Here is a 21,224-nt window from a genome sequence, read left to right as displayed (position 1 = left end):
GGGGGCGCGGGCCGACGTCAGACTTTCGTCAGGAGTCGTACGGCTCCGGGTGCGGTGACCCGGCATAACGTCGGCACCATGCGCGACAGACACCGGCAGGCCCGTGCACACCGCCCCTCCCCCCGCTTCCCGCTTCCGGCCGAGCCCGCGTTCTGGCGCAGTCCGGTGCGCGGGGTCCGGTTCACGGCCGTACTCGGTCTGGTGCTCCTCGCGGGGATCACGCTGTTGTTCGTGACCGGACTGCTGTCGTACGCGGCGTACAACCCGGACCTCGCCGCCGTGAACGACAAGACACCGGACAAGGGGTGGCTCGGCTTCTACCTGTTCGACTGGCCCACCGGGCCCCACTGGCTGTACCGGATGACGCAGGGGGTCCACGTCACGCTGGGCATCGTCCTGGTGCCCGTCCTGCTGGCGAAGCTGTGGTCGGTGGTGCCGAGGCTCTTCGCGCTGCCGCCGGCACGGTCGGCCGGACACGCCCTGGAGCGTCTGTCGCTGCTGCTGCTCGTGGGCGGGGCACTCTTCGAATTCGTCACGGGGCTGCTGAACATCCAGTTGGAGTATCTGTTCCCGGGGTCCTTCTACCCGCTCCACTTCTACGGTGCGTGGGTCTTCATCGCCGCGTTCCTCGCCCACACGTGCCTCAAGCTCCCCCGGGCGCTGCGGGTCCTGCGCACCGGACTGCCCGCCGGGGAGAAGGACGGACTGGCCTCGCCGCGTCCCGCCGCGGCAACCGTCTCGCGGCGCGGCGCCCTCGCCGTCGTGGGGGCGGGGTCGCTGCTCCTGCTGGTCACCTCCGCGGGCCGGAGCTTCGACGGCGGGCTGCGGCGCACCGCCCTGCTGACGCCGCGCGGCGGCGCCGAACCGGGACCGGGTCCCAACGGGTTCCAGATCAACAAGACCGCTGCGAAGGTGGGCATCACACCGGCCGACACGGGGGAACGCTGGCGGCTCACCGTCGTCGGACCGGCCGGGGAGATCCGGCTGACGCGGGCCGAACTGCTGGCCATGGGGCAGCACAGCGCGGCGCTGCCCATCGCGTGTGTGGAGGGCTGGTCGACGTCCGACCAGTGGTGGCGCGGAGTCCGGCTGCGTGACCTCGCGGCGCTGGCAGGTTTCCCGGACGAACCGCCCGGGGTTCTGGTCGAGTCCCTCCAGCGCACCGGGCCGTTCCGGACGGTGGCGCTCAGGGGGAACCAGGTGCGCGACCCGCTGTCGCTGCTCGCGCTGGGAGTCAACGGTGAGGTGCTGTCGCCGGATCACGGGTACCCGGCGCGGGTCATCGTGCCGGCCGCCCCCGGCGTGATGAACACCAAATGGGTGAACCGTCTGACGTTCGGAGAGCTGTGATGAACGTGCTGCGCCGCTGGTACGGGGAGGGGCCGCTGCACCTGCTGCTGATGGCCGCGTCGCTCGCCCTCGCGGGATACGCGGGGGTACGCCTGCTCAACGGGGACACCTTCATGATCCTGGTGTGGTTCGCGGGCGCCGCGTTCGTGCACGACCTGGTGCTGGTGCCGCTGTACTCCGCGGCCGACCGTGCCCTGCGGGTCCCCTGCGCGCGGCGTCCGGGACTGGTGAACTTTCTACGCGTCCCACTGCTCCTGTCCGGACTCCTCCTGCTGATGTGGTTTCCCCTGATTACCCGTCACACGGTGCGCTACGAACCGGCGAGCGGGCTGTCCCCCGACAGGTTTCTTGGGAACTGGCTGCTGATCACCGCCGCGCTGTTCGCGGTGTCGGCACTCTGGCTGGTGCTGCGGACCGTGCGCGAGCGGCGCAGGGCGAGGAACGGGCGGCCGCCTGCCTCCCACTGATCGACGGGCTTCCAGTTCTCCGACCGGGCATGCCCGAGCAGGGCGGACACGCCGACGCGGGCCCAGGGGAAGTGCGGTCCGGCTCCCGCCTGGCCCCGGCCGTCGTCGAGCCGGACCTGGACCCGCTCGTCCACGTCATGGGGATCGGCCTCGGTGATGAGCAGTCCGCCCGGGGCCAGCACGGCGGCGACTCGGCGCAGCAGGGCCTCGGGGTCACCGCCGATGCCGATGTTGCCGTCGATGAGCAGGGCCGTTCCCCAGCGTCCCTCGCCGGGCAGCGGCTCGAACACACTGCGGCGGAGCGCCGAGCCGCCGACCCGCTGGGTGCGTCCGATGGCGGCCTCGCTCACGTCGATGCCGAGCGCCCGGTGGCCGCGTGCGGCCAGAGCGGCGACCAGCCGGCCGGGACCGCAGCCGATGTCGATGACCGTGCCCTCGCTGCGGCCCAGTGCCGACAGGTCGGCAGCGTCGGCTTCCGCGCACCAGCGTTCGACGTCGAGGGGCAGCAGCCACCCGTCCTTCCGCCGGAGGAAGAGGGGGCCGCGCCCCTGGCTCAGTGCCCGCGCGTACGGATCGGCGGTCGCCCACGGGGCGGAGCCCCGGTCGGCGGGTGGCAGGACCGTGCTCAACGGACGGCCGCCCGGCTCAGTCGCCCGTGGGTCTCGGCGAAGCGTCCGTGCGGCGCCGCGGCAGCGACGTGAGCCGCGTCCTCGGCCGTGTCCACGTCGCGCAGCGGCGGCAGGTCCCGCACGGTGAGACCGAGCTCCGTCAGGCGGGCCCGCTGGCGTCGGCCCGTGTCGGGGCGGGACATCGGAACGCCCCGCACGAGGCAGGGGTCGGGGACCGCAAGGCCGAGGGCCCAGAATCCGCCGTCCTCGGCCGGTCCGAACCAGGCGTCGCAGCCGTCCCATCCGGCCGGGGAGAGCACGGGGGCCAGCAGGGCGGGGGTGATCTGCGGGGTGTCCATGCCGATGAGGAGCGCCGGTCCCACGCACGCGGCGAAGGCCGCGGCGATGCGTTCGTCGAGGGTGCCCGCGCACTGCGGCAGTACGTCGAAGCCCGGTGGTGCCCAGGGTCCGGGGCGCCCTTCGAGGACCAGGAGCCGCCGGCGGACGGGCAGGGTGAGCACGGTCCGCAGCGTGTCCTCCAGCGCGGCGGCGGCGAGTTCGGCGGCCTCCTCCGGACTGAAGGGCGGCGTGAGCCGGGTCTTGACCCTCCCGGGGCGCGGTTCCTTGGCGATGACCAGCAGTGTCGTCGCTCCGCCCACCGGCGTCATCGGTGTGCTCATCGGGTCGCCTCCGTACAGGCGGCGGGCGAGGTCTGCGACGCGGGCTGCCGCAGCACGGCACGCATGTCCCGGACCGCGTGCCAAGTGCCCCGCCAGGTTCCGGTGACCTTGGACCTGCCGGTGCGGGGCAGATACGGCACGTCCGTCTCTGCGACGCGCAGCCCGGCGTCCGACGCCCGCACCACCATCTGGAGCGGATAGCCGCTGCGACGGTCCGTCAGGCCGAGCGCCAGCAGTGTCTCCCTGCGCACGGCCCGCATCGGCCCGAGGTCGCGCAGTCTCAGGCCGGTACGGCGGCGGAGCATCCTGGACAGGGCGGCGTTGCCCGCCCTCGCGTGCAGGGGCCACGCGCCGCGGGCCGTGGGGCGGCGCCGGCCGAGGATCAGGTCGGTCTCGCCCTCTGCGATCCGCCGGACGAGACCGGTGAGGAGCGCCGGGTCGAGCGAGCCGTCGCAATCGCAGAAGCAGACGTACTCCGCCTCGGCCGCGAGCAGCCCCGCGTGACAGGCGGAGCCGAATCCGCGGCGCGGTTCGTGCACCACGGTCGCACCGAGCGTGCGGGCGATGTCCGCCGACCCGTCGGTGGACCCGTTGTCGACGACGATGGCACGCCAGCCCTGCGGAACACGGGCCAGCACCCGGGGCAGGGCCTCGGCCTCGTCGAGGCAGGGCAGAACGATGTCGGCGCGGAGGGGGGCGGCGCGATCAGCCGGTGAGTAGTCGGTCACGCGATCACCCTACGGAGCCAAAAGCGGCATTCCGGGCTTCGGGATCTTACGAAACGTGGACGTCGACCGTGTGGCGGGGGGAGGCCCGCCGCCGGGACGGCCGCTGATGCCAGAGTGGCGCCATGCAGAACATCGCCTCCCCTCCGGACTCCGGCGGCGTGTCGCGCGGCCGTGTGCTCGTCGTCGACGACGATCCGACCGTCGCGGAGGTCGCCGCCGGGTACCTGGAACGCGCGGGCTACGACGTCGGACGGGCCGGCGACGGGCCCTCGGCACTGGACAGTTACGGGGTGCAGCGGCCCGATCTGGTGGTGCTCGACCTGATGCTGCCCGGCATGGACGGCTTCGAGGTGTGCCGCCGGATGCGTGCGCGAGGGCCCGTGCCCGTCATCATGCTCACCGCGAGGGGGGACGAGGACGACAGGATCCTGGGGCTGGAGACCGGTGCCGACGACTACGTGACCAAGCCCTTCAGTCCGCGTGAACTCGTGCTGCGGGTGGAGGCGGTCCTGCGCCGGGACCGGCGTACCGGCCCCGGCACCCGCGCCCGGCTCGGCGGAGCCGGGATCGGCCTGGACCCTCTGGCCCGCCTGGCGACCCGCGACGGCAGGGATCTCTGCCTCACACTCCGCGAGTTCGACCTGCTGGCCTTCTTCCTGAGCCACCCGGGACGGGCCTTCACCCGCGAGGAGCTGATGCGGGAGGTCTGGGGCTGGGACTTCGGCGATCTGTCTACGGTGACCGTCCACGTGCGGAGACTGCGGGGAAAGGTCGAGACCGACCCGGCCCGCCCCGGCCTGATCCACACGGTGTGGGGTGTGGGATACCGCATGGACCTGCCCGACGACGACACCTCGGGGGGCTGAGCGCGTGGCCGACATCCTCCTCATCGCCCTCCTCGCATTCCTCGGCGCCGCCGGTGCCGGGCTGCTCGGCGCCCTGGCACTGCGACTGCTACGGCACCGCCCCCTGGTGGTCTCCCTGACCGTCGTCGCGGCGGTCGCGGTGACGGCGATGCTGGCCGGGACCCTGACCGTGGCCTGGGCGATGTTCCTGTCGCCCCACGACCTGACGGTGGTGACGACCGTCGTGGCCATGGCCGCCGCGGTGTCGCTTGCGACCGCGGTCCTGCTGGGCCGCTGGGTGGCGGCGAGCAGCCGCGATCTGACCCTGGCGGCACGCTCGTTCGGCGACGGGGGCACATTCGACGCACCGCGGGGGCAGGCGACGGCGGAACTCGCCACGCTCACACGTGAACTGGCGGCCACCAGCGCGAAGCTCGAACACTCCCGGGAGCGTGAGCGGGCCCTGGAGAGATCGCGCCGGGAGCTCGTCGCGTGGATCTCGCACGACCTGAGGACCCCGCTGACCGGGCTGCGCGCGATGTCCGAGGCTCTGGAGGACGGCATGGCTCCGGACTCGGGCCGCTACCTGCGGCAGATACGCCGTGAGGTGGAACGGATGAACGACATGGTCGGTGATCTCTTCGAACTCTCCCGGATCCACGCCGGTTCGCTCACACTGGCACCCACCAGGGTCTCCGCACGCGACCTGGTCGGCGACGCCCTCGCCGGGGCCCATCCCCTGGCGCGCGAACACGGGGTCCGCCTCGTCGGCGACCGGGTCGACGCGGTGCCCGTGGAGGTCGACGGCAAGGAGATGAGCCGGGTCATGGGCAACCTCCTGATCAACGCGATCCGGCGCACCCCGGCCGACGGGACGGTCGCGGTGACGGCACAGCGCTCACCCGAGGGTCTCGTGCTCTCGGTGACCGACGGGTGCGGCGGGATCCCGGAGGAGGACCTCGCGAGGGTGTTCGACACGGGGTGGCGGGGCAGCCCGGCCCGCACCCCTCCGTCGGGGGCGGGCCTCGGGCTCGCGATCGTGCGGGGAATCGTCGAGGCGCACTCCGGCCGGGCCGGCGTCCGGAACGTGGCGGGTGGCTGCTGTTTCGAGGTCGTCCTCCCCGCCGCCCCGGGGTGAGACCACCGCGCGTCGGAGGGGCGCGCCCGGAAGCTACGTTCGCGGTCCCGCTCCGGCTCGCAGGGGAGCCGTGGCGAACTCCCTCATCCCCGAGGCGAAGTCCGTCTCCGGCTTCCAGCCGAGTTCCTCGCGCAGGCGCCGCGAATCGGCGGTCACATGGCGGACGTCCCCCAGCCGGTACTCGCCGGTGACGACGGGGTCCGGACCGCCGTGGGCCGCTGACAGCGCCCGGGCCATCTCTCCGATGGTGTGCGGGGTGCCGCTTCCCGTGTTGTAGGCGTCGAAGGCGCCCGGCGCCCGCTCGGCCAGAGCCGCGAGAGCCACGGCGTTGGCCGCCGCGACGTCCCGTACATGGACGAAGTCGCGCCGCTGGCCGCCGTCCTCGAACACCTGGGGTGCCTCTCCCCTGGCCAGGGCCGACCGGAAGAAGGACGCGACGCCGGCGTACGGGGTGTCGCGCGGCATCCCCGGGCCGTACACGTTGTGGTACCGCAGCGCGACCGCCCGGCCGCCCGTCGCGCGGGTCCACGCGGAGGCGAGGTGCTCCTGCGCGAGTTTGGTCGCCGCGTAGACGTTGCGGGGGTCGGCGGGAGCTTCCTCGGTGACCGGCCCCGGCAGCAGTTCCGAGCCGCAGGAGGGGCAGCGCGGCTCGAAGCGCCCGGCGTCCAGGTCGTCCACTTCCCTGGGGCCCGGCCTGACCGAGCCGTGCCGGGGGCAGTCGTACCGTCCCTCGCCGTAGACCACCATGGAACTCGCGAGCACCAGGTCGCGGACCCCGGCCGCCGCCATCGCGGCGAGCAGCACCGCCGTGCCCAGGTCGTTGCAGCCGACGTATTCCGGCGCGTCGGCGAAGTCCTTGCCGAGGCCCACCATCGCCGCCTGATGGCACACGGCGTCGATCCCGGACAGCGCACCGGCCACGGCTGCCCTGTCCCGTACGTCCGCGACGATCGTCCGGACCCCCGGCGGCAGTTGGTCCGTCGCGGGAGCACCGCGCCCGGACGGCCCGTGCGCCGAGGGGAGCAGGGCGTCGAGGACGACCGGCTCGTGCCCGCCCGAGGCGAGGGTGCGGACGATGTACGACCCGATGAAGCCGGCTCCGCCGGTGACCAGTACACGCATGCCGCCACGCTAGGCCGCCCACGGACCGGAGGGGCGGCGCGGCACGCCCGTGTCACGGGACCGTAAGGACCCCGTGGGGCTCGCGCGGGCCCGGCGTCGTGCGGGTGGTCCGCGCGCAGACGGGCGTGTGGCCGTCCCTCCGACGGCTCGGATGTGCGTCCCTCCGACGCGTCGCTTCCCGATCACACGGGTCTCTTCGATACTGGGGGCCGTACGTGCCTGAGACAAGAGGATCGGATTCACGCCGACGGCCGGCACCTGCGGCCTGGCCGTCGCTCTCTCCTGGAGGAACCGTTGCGCATGCTCATCAACGTGCCGGAGACAGTCGTCGCGGACGGCCTTCGCGGTATGGCCGCCGCTCACCCGGAGCTGGTCGTGGACGCCGAGAAGCGTCTCGTCGTCCGGCGCGACGCGCCCGTGGCCGGAAAGGTCGGGCTCGTGTCCGGCGGCGGCTCCGGACACGAGCCGCTGCACGCGGGCTTCGTCGGGCCCGGAATGCTCTCCGCGGCGTGCCCGGGAGAGGTGTTCACGTCCCCCGTGCCCGACCAGATGGTGCGGGCCGCAGCCGCGGTCGACAGCGGTGCGGGCGTGCTGTTCATCGTGAAGAACTACACCGGTGACGTGCTGAACTTCGACATGGCGGCCGAACTCGCGGAGGACGAGGGGGTGCGGGTGGCCCGGGTCCTCGTCGACGACGACGTCGCGGTGGCCGACAGCACCTTCACCGCGGGCCGTCGCGGCACCGGGGCGACGCTCTTCGTGGAGAAGATCGCCGGCGCGCTCGCGGACGAGGGCGCACCGCTGGAGCAGGTGGAGGCGGTGGCACGCCGGGTGAACGAGTCCTCCCGGAGTTTCGGGGTCGCGCTCAGCTCGGTCACCACTCCGGCGAAGGGCACACCGACGTTCGATCTCCCTCCGGGCGAGCTGGAGTTGGGCATCGGCATCCATGGCGAGCCCGGACGCGAGCGGCGCGCGATGATGACCGCCCGTGAGATCGCCGACTTCTCGGTCGACGCGGTGCTGGAGGACCTGCGGCCGAGCGGCCCCGTGCTCGTCCTGGTCAACGGTCTCGGCTCGACGCCCCTGCTGGAGCTGTACGGGTTCAATGCCGAAGTGCAGCGGGTGCTGTCCGAGCGGGGTGTGACGGTGGCTCGTACCCTGGTGGGGAACTACGTGACGTCGCTCGACATGGCGGGCTGTTCGGTGACCGTCTGCCAGGCGGACGAGGAGCTGGTCCGGCTGTGGGACGCGCCGGTCCAGACGCCCGCGCTCCGTTGGGGCCGGTGAACGAAACTCCGTCGGTCCGTGTGAGGAACAGGAGACCTTGTGCTCGACACCGACTTCTTCCGTCGCTGGATGACGGTCACCGCGGCAGCCGTGGACCGCGAGGCGGACCGGCTGACCGAGCTCGACGCCGCGATCGGGGACGCCGATCACGGGAGCAACATGCGGCGCGGGTTCACCGCGGTGCGCGACGCGCTGGAGAGCGACCCGCCCGCGACGCCCGGTGCCGTGCTCGCGCTTGCGGGAAGGCAGCTGATCTCGACGGTGGGCGGGGCGTCCGGACCGCTGTACGGGACCTTGCTGCGCCGCACGGGGAAGGCTCTGGGCGACGCCGGGGAGGTGTCGCCCGCCGAGCTGGCCGAGGCCTTCGGCGCGGGGGTCGCGGCGGTGGCGCAGCTCGGCGGGGCGCAGGCGGGTGACAAGACGATGCTCGACGCGCTGCTCCCCGCCGTCGAGGTCCTGGCCGAATCGTTCGAGCGGGCCCACGACGCCGCCGTGGCCGGCGCGTCGGCCACGGTCCCGATGCAGGCCCGCAAGGGCAGGGCCAGCTATCTGGGCGAGCGCAGCATCGGGCACCAGGATCCGGGGGCGACCTCGGCCGCACTCCTCGTCGGGGCGCTCGTGGAGGCCGCGGCTCACGACGACGGGGGCGGCGAGTGAGCGAGGAGAAGCAGGTCGGGATCGTGCTGGTCTCGCACAGCGGGCCGGTGGCGCAGGCCGTGGCCGAGCTGGCCTCAGGGCTGGCGGCCGGCGGTGCGACGGCTCCGGTGGCGGCGGCGGGCGGCACCTCCGCCGGGGGGCTCGGCACGAGTCCCGAACTGATCGCCGAGGCAGCCCGGAGCGTGGACCGCGGCGCCGGTGTGGCGCTCCTGGTGGACCTCGGGAGCGCGGTGCTGACCGTGAAGTCGATGCTGGCCGACGGCGATGAACTGCCCCCTGGAGCGCGGCTGGTGGACGCCCCGTTCGTCGAGGGCGCGGTGGCCGCACTGGTGACGGCCTCCGCGGGGGGCGATCTCGACGCCGTGGAGACCGCGGCCTCGGACGCCTACGGCTACCGGAAGACGTGAGCGCCGGCAGCCGGCGGCGGGGACCCTGAGGCCCTGCTCCGGCCGTCCCCCATCGGAGGGGGCGGCCGGAGCGGGGCCTGCTCGGTTCCGCGCGCGGCGTCCGGTGCGGTGACGCGTCAGGCGGCGGGCGTCACCGCCCCGGCCACGATGGTGATCCGCGCCTGCCGTGTGGTCCCGTTGACGGTCACGGCGAGCGTGACCGAACCGGGCCGGAGCGCGGTGAGGGTGCCCGTCCCCGGGTCCAGCACCGCGATGTGTCGCCGTCCGGCGGTTCCGGCTCCGCCGATGTGGACGTCGGGCGACCCGGTCCAGTCGGCGCTGAGGGGGAAGGCGGCCGGCACGGTGCGCGCCCCCTGGGCGACGGTCGCGGTGACCTGCGCCCGCTGCCCGGATACGAGCTCCGCGGGCGCGTTCAGGGACAACGCGTCGACGTGGGCGCGTGTCTGGACGGACACCCAGTCGGGCCCGCCGCGCCACGGCTGCTCACGGGCCCGGCGCTGTTCGCCCGGCGGTACGCGGTCGGCTCCGATCAGGGACCATCCCGTGAAGCCGCCCTCGTCCGCCGGGCCGGCCGGCGCCTTGCCCGAGTTGCCGTTGACCAGGTATGGAACCCCGTCGACGTGCGACGCGTGGAACACCCCGACATGGCTGCCGATCATCGCCGCGCCCTTGCCGGTCGTACGCCGGAAGTCCGCGAGCCACCGCTCGACCAGGGCGGCCTCCTTGCGGTCGGTGAGCCGGCTGCCCTGCTGTGCGGTGGGATCGCGCGGCGGCACGTGCTCGATCAGCATCACGGAGCCGACGGAGCGGTCCCCGGCCGCCGCGTCCAGCTGGGCCCGGAACTCCTTGATCTGGGCGAGGCCGCCGCCGCGCAGGGTGAGGCTGGAGGTGTCGAGGGTGATGACCCGGGTCCCCTCGTGGTCGAAGGTCCGCTGTGCCGGGCCGAACTGGTCGGTGAAGTGGCCGATCCCGCCGCCCATCACCTCGTGGTTGCCAGGCACGTAGTACCAGGGCAGCGCGTCGCCCAGTTCCTCCTCCAGCATCTGCCGTGCGAAGGCGAGGTCGGCGGGTGACCCCTCGTCGACGAGGTCCCCGTTGACCACCAGGAAGTCCGGGCGGGCCGCCCTGATCTCCCGGAGGGTGCGCCGCGCCTGCCGGACGATCGCGCTGTCCGGGTCCCGGGCGACGAACTGGGCGTCCGACATCACCGCGAAGCGCCAGTCCCGGCGTCCGGTCTCGGCAGCGGTGTCGATCAACGGGTCGGCGGCCACGGCCTGTTCGGGTACGTCGACCGTCGGCGGCACCTGGGCGGACAGGTCGTCGATGACGATCTCCCCCGTGTACTGCCGTGCGGCGGCGGTCTCGGCGAGGTAGAAACGGGACACCGACAGCGGCATCGCCACCCCCGGCGGTACGGCGAAGGTGACCTGCCGCCAGCCGGTCCAGGTGATGTACGGCCCCCGGAGCAGCTGGTCCGAACCCGCGGCGTCCTTCAGGTGCAGCGTGGGCCAGGCACCGTTTCCGTCCCCCTTGATCCAGAGTGTGTACGACTGGGGCTGTCCCGGTACGGGTACGGGCTGCGGCGGCGCCGCGTAGGCCGCGCGCGTCGCCGTCGACCGGGTGAAGTCGTAGCTGAGGCGGAGGCCCGTGCCGGTGTGTCCCTCGGGTGTGGCGGCGAGCGCGCCGTCCGCGCGTGCCTGGCTGAACTTCCAGGCCCCGGCGTCGTCGAAGGCCGAGACGGCCTGCTCGGTGAGGCCGACGCTCACCGCGAGGGTGGTGTGCACGCCGCCCACGGTGGCCTTGACCAGTCCGGCTCCCGCACCGGTGCGGGACCTCACGGTGAAGGATCCGCGTCCGTCGTCGGCGATCTCGAACAGCGTGCGGTCGTAGTCGAGGGTGATGTCGGCCGGCTCGACGGGCGCGCTCGCGCCGTGGGCGTCGAGTCCGACGACGCCGAAGCGGCCGGTGGCCCGCGCGTCCGCGAGCCCGACCCGCGTCGTGGTCGGCATGACGCGGGTCAGACGGTCGAGGACCGTGAGCCCGGTCTCGCCGTGGGCACCGGCCCGTTCGGCCCGTACGTCGGTGGAACCGCTGCGGCGCGCGGTGAAGGTCCCCTCCCCGTCGACGGTGCCGACGGACGGATTCATGACGCGCCAGTGCGGGGTGCCGGCGGCCGGGCCGTACGTCTCGTCGTATCCGGCTGCGGTGAGCCGCCTCGTCAGACCGGGGAAGACCCGCTCGGGGTGCCCTCCGGCGACGGGATCGTTTCCCGGTGCCGGGCCGGGCGGTGTACGGGTCTCCAGCCAGAAGCCGTGGAGCCTGCCACTGCCCTCCGGGGCCGTCAGCGCGAGGCCGTTGGGGACGGTGCGCTCGCTGCCGTCGGACGGACTGTTCTCCACCTGGAGCGCGTCGCTGCCCGGCTCTCGGGCGACGAGGGTGGAGGAGCCGCCGCCGTCGAGGTTCAGCGCGCTGTGGGAACCGGCCCGGCGCATCATCTCGCCGAGCTCGGTGAGCGTGACGCCGCCGCTGTCGGTCTGGCGGCCGTCCACGGTGAGCACCTGCATGGTCCGGCCGTCCTTGGAGAACCCCACGGCCGTCCGGGGCGCGGCGGTGTTGTTCCCCTCACCGTCGTGGTTCTGCGCGACCCCGTCGGCGACGAGCAGTTCCCGGCCGCCCACCGCCGTGCGCGGGACCGCGCCGCCGCCGGTCCGGGCGCGGTACTCGATGCTCACCGGATCACCTGGCTCCAGGGCCGAGAGGAGGCCCGCCCCGGCCTCCCGGCCGACGAGCACGACGGTGTCCTCGGGCACGGGCCCCGCCCCGGGAGTGCCGGACACGGAGGCGACCTTGCCGTCGCGTACGGCGACTTCGGTGACCGGCCGCGCGTCGTCGACGGTCAGGGCCCGGTCGGCCGTGCCCCAGGCCGACGTGTAGGCGCCCACCCCCTCGGCGGGTACGTTCGCCGCGTTGTAGGCGGCGAGCGGCCGCGGGCCCGACGGCAGGGTGAGCGTGCCCTCGAAGTACAGCTCCAGGACGCGGCCGGCGTTCTCCGGCCCGATGCCCACCGCCCGGTGGTTGCCCGGGGCCGGGGACTGGACCGTCAGGCCGTCCTTGATCCCCGGGCCCTGCGGGGCCCCGGTCTGGTTGATGTCGAAGAAGTCGGCGTTGAGAGCCGCGACCGTACGGCGCCCCCGCCCCGGATCGTGCCCGGCCGCGAGTGCGGAGACCGTGTTCCGGTCCGCGACCCTGCCGGTGGAGAGGTAGTCGGCCCGCACCCCAGCGTCGAGGTCCACCGTGAGGGCGTCGACCCTCAGCCACTTGTCGGACTCCAGACGGTCGTACGAGTCCAGCCGGACGCCCGGAGCGACGGGCCGGGACGCGCGGGCCGTCTCGATCCCGTCGCCGTCGACGACGGACGTCGCCTCACCCGCCGGACCACTGGCGGCCGGGGGCGCGACGGGTCTGAGGATCTCGGCGGCGGTGTGGGGGCGGGGGTCGGGACCGGAGTCGGCTGCCGCGGGTGCGACCGCTCCCGCCGCCATCGCCGACACGGTCGCCAGCAGCACGAGTGGCCGCAGGGCGCCGCGGAGTGTGGCAAGGCCCACAAATCCTCCTGATACGGAACGGATTGCGCACAGAAAGCGCTGTCGGCCGACAGCATGGCCGGACACACCGGCGCGCACCAGGGGGCAACAGCGACATCAGGAGAAACGGAGTGCGCCGAAGGGGTGAGGACACGGCAGCAGGGTGTCCGGATGCTCAGCCGGCCCACCGTGTGGGCAGACTGACACCATGACGACAGTCAGGCGCAGCGCCGGGGTCCTCCTCTTCCGGGTCGTGACCGGTGAGGACGGCGGCCGGGACGCCGAGGTGCTCATCGGCCACATGGGCGGACCCTTCTGGGCGCGCCGCGAGACCGGCGCGTGGTCCGTCCCCAAGGGTGAACCCGAACCCGGCGAGGAGCTACGGGCCGCGGCCCGCCGCGAGTTCGAGGAGGAAGTGGGGCTTCCGCTCCCGGACGGGACGTGGGTGGCGCTGGGCGAGAACCTCCAGGCCGGCGGCAAGCTGGTGTCGGTGTGGGCCGTGGAAGCGTGGCTGGACCCGTCCCGGGCCGTGCCCGGGACCTTCACCATGGAGTGGCCGAAGGGCTCCGGTGTGCAGCGGGAGTTCCCGGAGATGGACCGGTTCGCCTGGTGCACACCGGAGGAGGCGTCGGAGCGCCTGGTCGCGGGGCAGCGGGTCTTCGTCGAACGACTGCGTGACCACGTCCGGGACGCGGGGGAGCCCCCGGAGGCGTAGGGGCTGTCCCGTGGCCGCTCAGCGGGCGTAGGCCCCCGGCACGACGCGGCCCGCCCGGAGTTCGAGGTGGTCGCCGGCGGAACGGCTGCGGAGGCTGCGGTCGTGCGAGACGACGACGACCGTCCCCGTGTACCGCTCCAGCGCGGTCTCCAGTTCCTCTGCCAGGTCGGGCGCGAGGTGGTTCGTCGGCTCGTCCAGGACCAGGAGATCCGCCGGGCGGACGACCAGCCGGGCCAGGGCCAGCCTGCGCTGCTGTCCGACGGAGAGGTCCGCGACGGGGACGTGCAGGTCCTCCGGGCGGAACAGGCCGAGGGCCAGCAGTTCGTCGGCGTACTCGCTTGGGATGCCTGGCCGCCCCGCGGCGTAGGTGGCCAGCAGCGTGCGGCGCGTGGGGCGCGGGGGGAGCTCCTGCGCGAGGTAGCCGGTCCTGCCCCACCGCCGGACCGTCCCGGCATCGGGTGCGAGGTCGCCGGCCAGGACACGCAGGAGCGTGCTCTTGCCCGCACCGTTCGGCCCGGTGACCAGCACGCGCTGTCCGCGCCCGAGGCGCAGGGAGGGCAGGTCGAGCCTGCCGGTCACGACAACGGACTCCAGCTCCGCCACGAGGTCGTGGCCGGGTACCCGGTCACGGCCGGCCGCCGGGTCCTCGCCCGCGGTGACGGCGAGCTCGGCGCTGAAGCTCAGCGGGAGGGGAGGGGCGGGGACCGGGAAGCGGCGCAGCGTCTCCAGCCGGGTCCTGGCAGCCCTGACCCGCCCCGACAGTTTGGCCTCGTGGGACCTGCGGTGCTTGCCGAATCCCTGCCCGGGGTCCTTGCCGCTCCCGGCGAGGCGCTGCCCGGCCGAGCCCACCAGTTCCTCGGCGCGTGCGACTCCGGCCAGCCACTCCTGGTGTTCCTGGGCCCAGCGGCGGCGGGCGGCGGTCTTCGCGGCGCGGTAGCCGTCCCACCCGTCGCCGTACCGGCGGACGGTGCGCAGATCGCGGTCGACCTCCAGGATCACGGTGGTGGTCCGCTCCAGGAACGCCCGGTCGTGGGTGACGGCAACGACGGTGCCGGTGTGGGCCCGGAGGTGATCCTCCAGCCAGCCGACGGCGTCGTCGTCGAGGTGGTTGGTGGGTTCGTCGAGCAGGAGGAGTTCGGGCGCCGCGGCGAGTACGCGGGCGAGGGCGAGGCGGGCCCGTTCACCACCGGACAGCGTGCCCAGCTCACGGTCCCGTGCGATGGTGCCGAGGCCGAGCCCGTGCAGGGCAGCGTCGGTCCTGGCGTCCGCCTGGTAGCCGCCGCGCTCCTCGTACCGCGACAGCAGGTCGCCGTACGCGGCGAGGCTCGCCCCGGAGGGCTCGCTCTCGGACATCGCCTTCTCCGCTGCGGCGATCAGCCGTTCCAGCGTGCGGAGTTCGACGAGGGCCGCGTCCACGGCGTCCTGCACGGTGCTCCGGGGATCGAGTGTGAGGGTCTGGGTGACGTGGCCGGTGCCGCCGGGGAAGCGGGCGGTGATGTCGCCGGCGTCCGGCGCCTCCGCTCCGGCGAGGAGCCGCAGCAGCGTGGACTTCCCGGATCCGTTCTCACCGACGACGCCGGCCCTCTCCCCCGGCCGGATCGTGAAGGACACCTGGTCGAGGACGCGGCGGTCGCCGTACGCCTTGAACACGTCGTGCACGGCCAGTTGGGCATGGCGGGGGTGAGGATGCATGGGTGTCTTCCCTGAGGTGACATGTCCCGGCGGGCACGCGGGGCCGTCGAGGACGGCGCGCGCCGCGGGAGCGGGCTGTCGGGCGGCGGAGGGGAGTGCGGCCGGCGGCGCGCCCCGTGCGGAGCACGCGGCGGCGGCCGGCGGCGTCCCGGCCGAGAATCAGAGAAAGAAGTAGTACGAACCCATGGCGTCCACCGTAGCCCTGCGGGTCCGGATCGCGCGAAGGGTTTTGCGACGCCGGTCGCCGCACCGGACGGCGTGCCGGATGCGGGCGGTCAGGCCGCGGACTCCCGCTCCGTCGGCCGCCGGCCCGACCGCCCCGGCCGCGCGGGCGGATGCCCGCCTCCCGGCGGCCTGCTCATCACGAGCACGGCGACGTCGTCGCGGCGCACACCGCCGGAGAACTCCTCCAGGTCGGCCCGGAGCGCCTCCAGGAGCTCGGCGGGCTCCCGACCGGCCCACTCGCCGAGCCGTTCGTCGAACGGATAGAAGGCGCCGGTCGCGTCCCTCGCCTCCGTCACGCCGTCGGTGAAAACCAGCAGGGTCGCACCGGACGGGAACGCGACCCACTCGGCCGTCCGCTCCTCGCTGCTGAGCTCCGCCATGCCCAGGGGCACCGACGTCCGGTCCAGAGTGACGACGGAGGCCGTTCCGTCACGCAGGAGCCGTGGGAGCATGTGGCCGCAGTTGACGACCCGCACCTTGTCGCCGTCGTCGAATCCGAGCAGCAGTGCCGTGACGAAGCGTTCCGTCTCGCCGGTCTCGGCGGAGTAGGCGTTGTGCCGCACGACCGCGTCCTCGACCGCGTCCGCGACGGCGGTGAGTTCGGGCTCCCGTACCGCGGCTTCCCGGAAGGCGCCGAGAGCGGCGAATCCCGCCCCGATCGCCGGGAGGCCCTTGCCCTGCACGTCACCGATGATCACCCGGGTGCCGTGCGAGGAGTGCACCACCTCGTAGATGTCACCGCCCACGAACCGGTCCTCCTCGATCGGCTCGTAGAGCCCGTGGACACATACCTGTGCCGTCGTGACCGGCAGGGGGCGCAGGATCTGGCGCTGGAGCGCGACGGTGGCCGAGCGCAGCCGCGCCATCTCGGTGGCGTGCCGGATGCGCGCGGCGCAGGCGACCACTCCCAGACCGCTGGCCAGGGCGGTGAAGCCGATGAGGAACACCACGTCCCAGAAGGCTCCGGTCGACGTGATGCGGGACCCGACGACCACCAGCGTGACCCAGACGGCGATGAAGGCCGTCTGGCGGACCGAGCAGAAGACCGAGGCCAGCGCGGGCAGCACCACCAGCAGCGGAATGAGCGGGAGCTCCTGGCCGGTGAAGGCGTCGATCAGTACGACCGCGGCGGTCAGGAGGACGAGCCACAGGGCGAGCGTCCGGTTGCCGATCCGGGAGGTACCCGCCGTCCCTTCCTCCGGATCGGTCCCCGGCAGTGGTGGTGTGCGCGCCGCCGACAGGCGCCCGAGCCCTCTGACCACGGCACGCCTCCCGCCTGTTCGTCGGTTATCGGCCCACCTGTTCCAAGTTACCCGCCCTCCGGTCCGGGGTCCTGACGTCGCCGGGCACGGGGGTGTCCGGGGGAACGATCGCGCTGAGGAACGACGTCGTACGCCGCAGCGTGAAGCCCAGACTCTCGTACAGGCGGATGGCGGACGTGTTCGAGGCGGCCGCGTGCAGGAAGGGAGTCTCGCCTCGCTCGCGGATGCCGTGGGCGACGGCCCGGACGAGCCGGCCGGCGAGTCCCTGCCCGCGCGCCGACTCGTCGGTGCAGACCGCGCTGATCTCCGTCCAGCCGGACGGGTGCAGCCGCTCCCCCGCCATCGCGACCAGGACTCCGGCACGTCGGATCCCGAGGTAGGTGCCGAGTTCCACGGTGCGGGGCAGGAACGGGCCGGGACGGGTGCGGGCGACCAGGTCGAGCATCTCGGGTACGTCGGCGGGGCCGAGGAGCGACGCCTCACGATCGGGTTCGGCTGCCACGGAGTCGTCCACCATCTGCACGCCCGTGGCGTGGAAGACGATCTCCCAGTCGGCCGGTGGCGGCTCGCGGAAGGCGGTGAGGGTCAGGGAGGCACCGGCACCCGCGAGCGCGGCCACATCGGCCCAGTCCTGGGGTCCCGGGTCGTCCGGCAGGGCGAGCCAGGGCGTGACGTCGGGCCGGTATCTCAGGACTCGGCCACGCCGTTCGGCGAAGCGGGCGTGGGGCCCGGTCAGCGAGGAGCGGGCCGGGTTGTCCAGCGGATGCTCCGCGGGCGCGGGCTCCGGGGCCCCCACGCGGTTCGCGCCGGCGGACGGGCCGGCCGGGGGCGGCCCGGCACCGGCGGGTCCCCCCGGGGCGGGCGGCCTCGCGGACGCGGGCGGGCTGGCGGGGGTGCGTGGGGCCTCGGGCATGGTCTTCTCACTCCGGTCGGTATCGGCAGCCGGCGACACGGGGGAAAAGCCGATTCACCCTGCACCTATTCCCTGGTCGCGGGACTGTTCACGTGAGCGCAACGAACGCGCCCGCTCCGCGCATGAACCCACCCGTTCCGCGTCCACCCCGGGGTCGGAGGCGGGGCACCGCGGACCGGGAAGGTGAAGCACGGGGCGGATCCGTGGAGGGTTCGGTAAATCGTGTACCGCGCAGGCCGATCCGTCCCCAACGGGCCGCTCACTGTGGCACCCTGGTTACGGCCGCCCCACCGGGCTCCCCCGTACCGGTGGGGCGGTTCCTTGTGTCCGGGCGCACGCGCGCCCACGCCGTCGCGCAGCCGGCGGAGCGGTCACGCCGAGTCCCCGTCAGCAAGGCGGCGATATGGTTCAGGACAGGCCAACGCCCTTCTGTTGCAGCCGCGTTGCAGCCTCGTGGCCAGGTGCACGACCGGCTTCCGCCCCGGCGCGACGGCCTCTACGGTCCGTTGACAGTACGCCGCCGGCGCGTCGCGACCGCGCTCGCGCGGACACAGTCGGGGCCGGGCAGGTGCGCCTCGCCGCGCGGGAACCGCCCCTGGACCGCCGGCCACGTCGACGCACCACTCCGTCCGACCCCCACTGCCTCGCCTCTCCCCTGGAGCGCCCATGACTTCCCTTCCGCCGTCCGAAGCCGCGTACGACCGGATGCGGCTCCGGCAGTGGGCCCGAGGCCGCGCGAGAAGCGCCGGTATCGATCGTCGTGATCTGCTGCGCCTGATCACGGCCGCCTCGCTCGCGGCGCCGCTGGTGCCGGCCGCAGCCGCCTCCGCCCGCGCGGGGGTCGTGCCGGCGGGCATCGTGAAGCCCCTGCCGCCGGAGGTGTTCACGGTGCGCGGCACCAACGCCGAGACGAACTTCGCGGCGCTGCGCGACACCGGGCTGCTCACTCCTGCCGACCGCTTCTTCGTCCGCAACCACACGGCGACCCCGCTCGTCGACGCTGCGGACTGGCGGCTCACGGTGTGGGGCGACGGGCTGGAGGGCGGCCCGGTGGACTTCACGTACGCAGCGCTGCGGGCCCTGCCGTCGGTCAGCCGCACGGCGTTCGTCGAGTGCGCGGGCAACGGCCGGAGCTTCTTCACCTCTCAGCAGGGACAGCAGGTCAGCGGTACGGCGTGGACCCTGGGCGCGATCGGGACGGCCCGCTGGCGCGGGGTGCGGCTCGCCGAGGTGCTGCGCACGGCAGGCATCGGGAGGAGCGCTGTGGACGTGCTGCCGCGCGGCCTGGACGCGGAGGTCGTGAGTGACGGCACGAACCTCGGCCGGGTCCGCCGCCCTCTGCCGGTGGCGAAGGCGCTGGACGACGTGATCCTGGCGTACGAGATGAACGGCGAACCGCTGCCGCCCGATCACGGTGCCCCGGTCCGGCTGATCGTGCCGTCCTGGGTGGGTATCGCCAACATCAAGTGGGTCGGCGACATCGAGGTGAGCGCGGAACCGCTGCTGACCCCGTGGAACACGGGCCTGTACCGGCTGTTCGGCCCCGGCCACCCGCCCGAGGGCAGCGCGCCGCTCACCCGGCAGACGCTCAAGAGCGCCTTCGAGCTCGCTCCCGGCGCCTCGTTCGCCGCCCGCCGCAGGCACCTTCTCACCGGCCGGTCCTGGTCGGGCGGCGCTCCGGTGCGCCGGGTCGAGGTCAGCACGGACGGCGGCACCGTGTGGCGCCGGGCCCGGCTGCTCGACGAGCCGCGTGCGGGGAGCTGGGTGCGCTGGACCGCCGACTGGGTTCCGCGGACGGCGGGGCCCGGCGTGCTCCTCGCCCGCGCGACGGACCGGTCGGGACGCACCCAGCCCGTCACGGCCGCCCACAACACCCAGGGTTATCTCTTCGACGCGGTGGTGAGACACCCCGTGACCGTCGTCTGACGCACCGCACGGCGCCTGACATCGCGTCAGCGGGTCGCGCACCACGCGGCGTCGTGGTTCAGAGCCCGTCGTCGCCGGACTGTTCGGCCCGGCCCGCGAAGTACGTGGCGATCATGTCCTGGTCCCCGTGCCCGGCCGCCTCCGCCCTGGTGAACCGCTCGGCGGAGGCGGCGACCAGGTCGAGTCTCACTCCGGACGCCTCGGCGGCTTCGAGGATCAGCCGGGAGTCCTTGAGCGCCGTGGACAGCGCGAAGCTCGGGCTGAGGTCGCCGGAGAGCACCGCCGCAGACTTGCCCTGCAGATAGGGCGTGTCCAGCGGACCGCCCTTCATCGCGTCCAGGAACAGCCGCGGGTCGAGTCCCAGTCCCTCGGCGAGGTTGAGGCATTCGGCCACGCTGTTGACCATGTTGATCACCCAGGTGTTGGCCACGAGCTTGAGCCGGGTGGCGGCTCCGGGCTCCTCTCCGACCCACACGGTGCGCCGGCCGATCGCGTCCAGCACGGGCCGCACCGTCGCACGGGCTTCGGACGGGCCCGCGACGAAGACGGTGAGGGCGCCCTGCTCCGCGGGCTGCTTCGTACCCGACACCGGGGCGTCGAGGTAGACCAGGCCCAGTCCGGCGGCGCGGTGCACGAGATCCGTCGTGGCGTCGAGCCCGACGGTGGAGCACTGCAGCCAGGTCTGTCCGGGACGCAGGCCGGGCGTCGCCGCGGTGAGCGTCTCCTCGACGGCCCGGCCGTCGTTCAGCACGGTGAGGACGACGTCCGCCCCGCTCACCGCCTCCTGTGCGGTGTCCGTCACGGTGGCGCCGTGGGAGGCCAGTGGCTCCGCCCTGGCGCGTGTGCGGTTCCAGACCCGGACGTCCAGCCCGGCCCTGAGCAGGCTCACGGCCATCCCGGAGCCCATGATCCCCGTGCCGAGGACGGCGACGGTCGGCGTACCGGGGGCTGCGTCCGCGGGGGGTGGGGTGGTCATGCGAGGTTCCTCTCGTCGGTACGGAGACGGTCAGGGGCCGGTGCGCCACGAGCATGCAGCAGCGCACCCTCCAGCACGGCACGGTGCACGGCTCTGGCGAGTCGTGCGCCCCAGCGCGAGCGGGGTCCCGCGAACGGTTCGCCGGGGCCGGTCCCCGGCGCGGGGGCGGCGACGCACACGGCGTCCGTCGGGGTGCCGGAGCAGTCGAGTCCGGCGTCCACGAGCGCCTGGACCTTCGCCTCGGTGGCGGTCGCCACCGCGTTGACGAGGGCGGCGTCGGAAAGGGCGGCCGGAAGGGTGACGACGATGTTCACGGTGCCGGCGGGCAGCGGTCCGTCGGTGCCCGCGGCGGGCTCGGCGGCCCATCCCCGCACGCCGAGGCCGCTGGTGACCGTGGCGGTCACGCCGCCGTCCTCCGCGACGGTGTGCGCGGTGACGTCCGCGGCCGTCATGAGCCCGGCGCCGGGGCCCGTCAGCGCCTCGGACGCCGCGATCTCCGCAAGGTGGCGGTCGGGGTCGAGCCGGGGGTAACCGCCGGGCACCTGGGCGTTGAGAATCCAGCCGCGCGGCCCGAGGCCACCGCCGAGCACCGCGCTGCTGCACACGCGCCAGCCGGGGCCGAGCCGCCACACGAGGTGGTGC

At 73.8% G+C, this 21,224-nt stretch carries 18 protein-coding genes; 8 read left to right on the top strand and 10 right to left on the bottom strand.

The window, feature by feature from the left end:
• The first annotated feature begins 78 nt into the window (after positions 1 to 78).
• Positions 79 to 1,350 (top strand): molybdopterin-dependent oxidoreductase, encoded by a 1,272-nt coding sequence (locus ACFYY2_RS08480; protein WP_388738860.1) that lies wholly within the window; start codon positions 79 to 81, stop codon positions 1,348 to 1,350.
• Positions 1,351 to 1,660: 310 nt separating this feature from the next.
• On the opposite strand, the gene ACFYY2_RS08475 is transcribed toward ACFYY2_RS08480, so the two are convergent.
• Genes ACFYY2_RS08475 through ACFYY2_RS08465 form a run of 3 tightly spaced genes read right to left on the bottom strand, consistent with a single transcriptional unit; the run spans position 1,661 to position 3,833 of the window.
• A complete protein-coding gene (locus ACFYY2_RS08475; RefSeq protein WP_388738858.1) occupies positions 1,661 to 2,446 on the bottom strand; it encodes a class I SAM-dependent methyltransferase in 786 nt (261 codons plus the stop codon).
• Positions 2,443 to 3,105 carry a DUF2064 domain-containing protein gene (locus ACFYY2_RS08470; RefSeq protein ID WP_388738856.1) on the bottom strand — a complete coding sequence of 221 codons (663 nt, stop codon included), beginning with the start codon at positions 3,103 to 3,105 and terminating at the stop codon, positions 2,443 to 2,445. Before ACFYY2_RS08470 ends, ACFYY2_RS08475 begins: the two co-directional genes overlap by 4 nt.
• A complete protein-coding gene (locus ACFYY2_RS08465) occupies positions 3,102 to 3,833 on the bottom strand; it encodes a glycosyltransferase family 2 protein (RefSeq protein ID WP_388738853.1) in 732 nt (243 codons plus the stop codon). The genes ACFYY2_RS08470 and ACFYY2_RS08465 overlap by 4 nt, the downstream gene beginning before the upstream one ends.
• A 122-nt stretch (positions 3,834 to 3,955) precedes the next feature.
• Here ACFYY2_RS08465 and ACFYY2_RS08460 point away from each other — a divergent pair, with 122 nt between their 5' ends.
• Both ACFYY2_RS08460 and ACFYY2_RS08455 read left to right on the top strand, forming a co-directional pair.
• The gene (locus tag ACFYY2_RS08460) at positions 3,956 to 4,699 is read left to right on the top strand and encodes a response regulator transcription factor (RefSeq protein ID WP_388738850.1); all 744 of its coding nucleotides are present in this window, start codon (positions 3,956 to 3,958) and stop codon (positions 4,697 to 4,699) included.
• A 4-nt stretch (positions 4,700 to 4,703) separates the two neighbouring features.
• On the top strand, positions 4,704 to 5,816 hold the full coding sequence (locus tag ACFYY2_RS08455; protein WP_388738848.1) for a sensor histidine kinase: 1,113 nt from the start codon (positions 4,704 to 4,706) through the stop codon (positions 5,814 to 5,816).
• A gap of 33 nt (positions 5,817 to 5,849) precedes the next feature.
• On the opposite strand, the gene ACFYY2_RS08450 is transcribed toward ACFYY2_RS08455, so the two are convergent.
• Positions 5,850 to 6,938, bottom strand: coding sequence for an NAD-dependent epimerase/dehydratase family protein (locus ACFYY2_RS08450; protein ID WP_388738846.1), 1,089 nt, complete (start codon positions 6,936 to 6,938; stop codon positions 5,850 to 5,852).
• 294 nt (positions 6,939 to 7,232) lie between these two features.
• Here ACFYY2_RS08450 and dhaK point away from each other — a divergent pair, with 294 nt between their 5' ends.
• Genes dhaK through ACFYY2_RS08435 form a run of 3 tightly spaced genes read left to right on the top strand, consistent with a single transcriptional unit; the run spans position 7,233 to position 9,289 of the window.
• Positions 7,233 to 8,225 (top strand): dihydroxyacetone kinase subunit DhaK, encoded by a 993-nt coding sequence (gene dhaK / locus ACFYY2_RS08445; protein WP_388738844.1) that lies wholly within the window; start codon positions 7,233 to 7,235, stop codon positions 8,223 to 8,225.
• Positions 8,226 to 8,264: 39 nt separating this feature from the next.
• Positions 8,265 to 8,882 carry a dihydroxyacetone kinase subunit DhaL gene (dhaL, locus tag ACFYY2_RS08440; protein ID WP_388738841.1) on the top strand — a complete coding sequence of 206 codons (618 nt, stop codon included), beginning with the start codon at positions 8,265 to 8,267 and terminating at the stop codon, positions 8,880 to 8,882.
• Entirely contained in the window at positions 8,879 to 9,289 is a 411-nt protein-coding gene (locus tag ACFYY2_RS08435; RefSeq protein WP_388738838.1) for a PTS-dependent dihydroxyacetone kinase phosphotransferase subunit DhaM, read from the top strand. The genes dhaL and ACFYY2_RS08435 overlap by 4 nt, the downstream gene beginning before the upstream one ends.
• Positions 9,290 to 9,405: 116 nt before the next feature.
• Here the strand turns inward: ACFYY2_RS08435 and ACFYY2_RS08430 are convergent, their stop codons facing one another.
• A complete protein-coding gene (locus ACFYY2_RS08430; RefSeq protein ID WP_388740025.1) occupies positions 9,406 to 12,831 on the bottom strand; it encodes a phosphodiester glycosidase family protein in 3,426 nt (1,141 codons plus the stop codon).
• A 250-nt stretch (positions 12,832 to 13,081) separates the two neighbouring features.
• Here ACFYY2_RS08430 and ACFYY2_RS08425 point away from each other — a divergent pair, with 250 nt between their 5' ends.
• Positions 13,082 to 13,588: an NUDIX domain-containing protein gene (locus ACFYY2_RS08425; RefSeq protein WP_388738835.1), complete on the top strand. Its 507-nt coding sequence runs from the start codon at positions 13,082 to 13,084 to the stop codon at positions 13,586 to 13,588.
• Positions 13,589 to 13,606: 18 nt separating this feature from the next.
• Here ACFYY2_RS08425 and abc-f read toward each other — a convergent pair whose 3' ends face one another.
• From abc-f to ACFYY2_RS08410, 3 genes are all read right to left on the bottom strand, one after another.
• Positions 13,607 to 15,280 (bottom strand): ribosomal protection-like ABC-F family protein, encoded by a 1,674-nt coding sequence (abc-f, locus tag ACFYY2_RS08420; RefSeq protein WP_388738833.1) that lies wholly within the window; start codon positions 15,278 to 15,280, stop codon positions 13,607 to 13,609.
• 275 nt (positions 15,281 to 15,555) lie between these two features.
• Positions 15,556 to 16,767, bottom strand: a complete 1,212-nt coding sequence (locus tag ACFYY2_RS08415; protein ID WP_388738830.1) for a PP2C family protein-serine/threonine phosphatase — start codon at positions 16,765 to 16,767, stop codon at positions 15,556 to 15,558.
• Between the two features lie 25 nt (positions 16,768 to 16,792).
• Complete coding sequence (locus ACFYY2_RS08410) at positions 16,793 to 17,680, bottom strand: GNAT family N-acetyltransferase (RefSeq protein WP_388738827.1); 888 nt, start codon at positions 17,678 to 17,680, stop codon at positions 16,793 to 16,795.
• Between the two features lie 666 nt (positions 17,681 to 18,346).
• Between ACFYY2_RS08410 and ACFYY2_RS08405 the strand changes: the two genes are divergently transcribed.
• A complete protein-coding gene (locus ACFYY2_RS08405) occupies positions 18,347 to 19,606 on the top strand; it encodes a sulfite oxidase (RefSeq protein ID WP_388738824.1) in 1,260 nt (419 codons plus the stop codon).
• A gap of 58 nt (positions 19,607 to 19,664) precedes the next feature.
• Here ACFYY2_RS08405 and ACFYY2_RS08400 read toward each other — a convergent pair whose 3' ends face one another.
• Together ACFYY2_RS08400 and ACFYY2_RS08395 are read right to left on the bottom strand one after the other, a co-directional pair.
• Entirely contained in the window at positions 19,665 to 20,582 is a 918-nt protein-coding gene (locus ACFYY2_RS08400) for an NAD(P)-dependent oxidoreductase (protein WP_388738822.1), read from the bottom strand.
• Positions 20,579 to 21,214, bottom strand: a complete 636-nt coding sequence (locus ACFYY2_RS08395) for an adenosylcobinamide amidohydrolase (protein WP_388738820.1) — start codon at positions 21,212 to 21,214, stop codon at positions 20,579 to 20,581. The genes ACFYY2_RS08400 and ACFYY2_RS08395 overlap by 4 nt, the downstream gene beginning before the upstream one ends.
• Positions 21,215 to 21,224 lie beyond the last annotated feature (10 nt).

Origin of the sequence: Streptomyces sp. NPDC001822 (assembly GCF_042892135.1) — a bacterium.
Classification (GTDB): Bacteria; Actinomycetota; Actinomycetes; order Streptomycetales; family Streptomycetaceae; genus Streptomyces.
Note: the sequence above shows the minus strand (reverse complement) of the source record. Positions and strands in the feature narration are given on the sequence as shown.

What these genes read in the sequence shown, in the direction of transcription:
- ACFYY2_RS08430 (WP_388740025.1), bottom strand. Translation starts at nt 12,831, where the DNA reads ATGGCGGCGGGAGCGGTCGCACCCGCGGCAGCCGACTCCGGTCCCGAC.
- ACFYY2_RS08410 (WP_388738827.1), bottom strand. Translation starts at nt 17,680, where the DNA reads ATGCCCGAGGCCCCACGCACCCCCGCCAGCCCGCCCGCGTCCGCGAGG.
- abc-f (WP_388738833.1), bottom strand. Translation starts at nt 15,280, where the DNA reads ATGCATCCTCACCCCCGCCATGCCCAACTGGCCGTGCACGACGTGTTC.
- ACFYY2_RS08450 (WP_388738846.1), bottom strand. Translation starts at nt 6,938, where the DNA reads ATGCGTGTACTGGTCACCGGCGGAGCCGGCTTCATCGGGTCGTACATC.
- ACFYY2_RS08400 (WP_388738822.1), bottom strand. Translation starts at nt 20,582, where the DNA reads ATGACCACCCCACCCCCCGCGGACGCAGCCCCCGGTACGCCGACCGTC.
- ACFYY2_RS08480 (WP_388738860.1), top strand. Translation starts at nt 79, where the DNA reads ATGCGCGACAGACACCGGCAGGCCCGTGCACACCGCCCCTCCCCCCGC.
- ACFYY2_RS08460 (WP_388738850.1), top strand. Translation starts at nt 3,956, where the DNA reads ATGCAGAACATCGCCTCCCCTCCGGACTCCGGCGGCGTGTCGCGCGGC.
- ACFYY2_RS08405 (WP_388738824.1), top strand. Translation starts at nt 18,347, where the DNA reads ATGACTTCCCTTCCGCCGTCCGAAGCCGCGTACGACCGGATGCGGCTC.
- ACFYY2_RS08470 (WP_388738856.1), bottom strand. Translation starts at nt 3,105, where the DNA reads ATGAGCACACCGATGACGCCGGTGGGCGGAGCGACGACACTGCTGGTC.
- ACFYY2_RS08425 (WP_388738835.1), top strand. Translation starts at nt 13,082, where the DNA reads ATGACGACAGTCAGGCGCAGCGCCGGGGTCCTCCTCTTCCGGGTCGTG.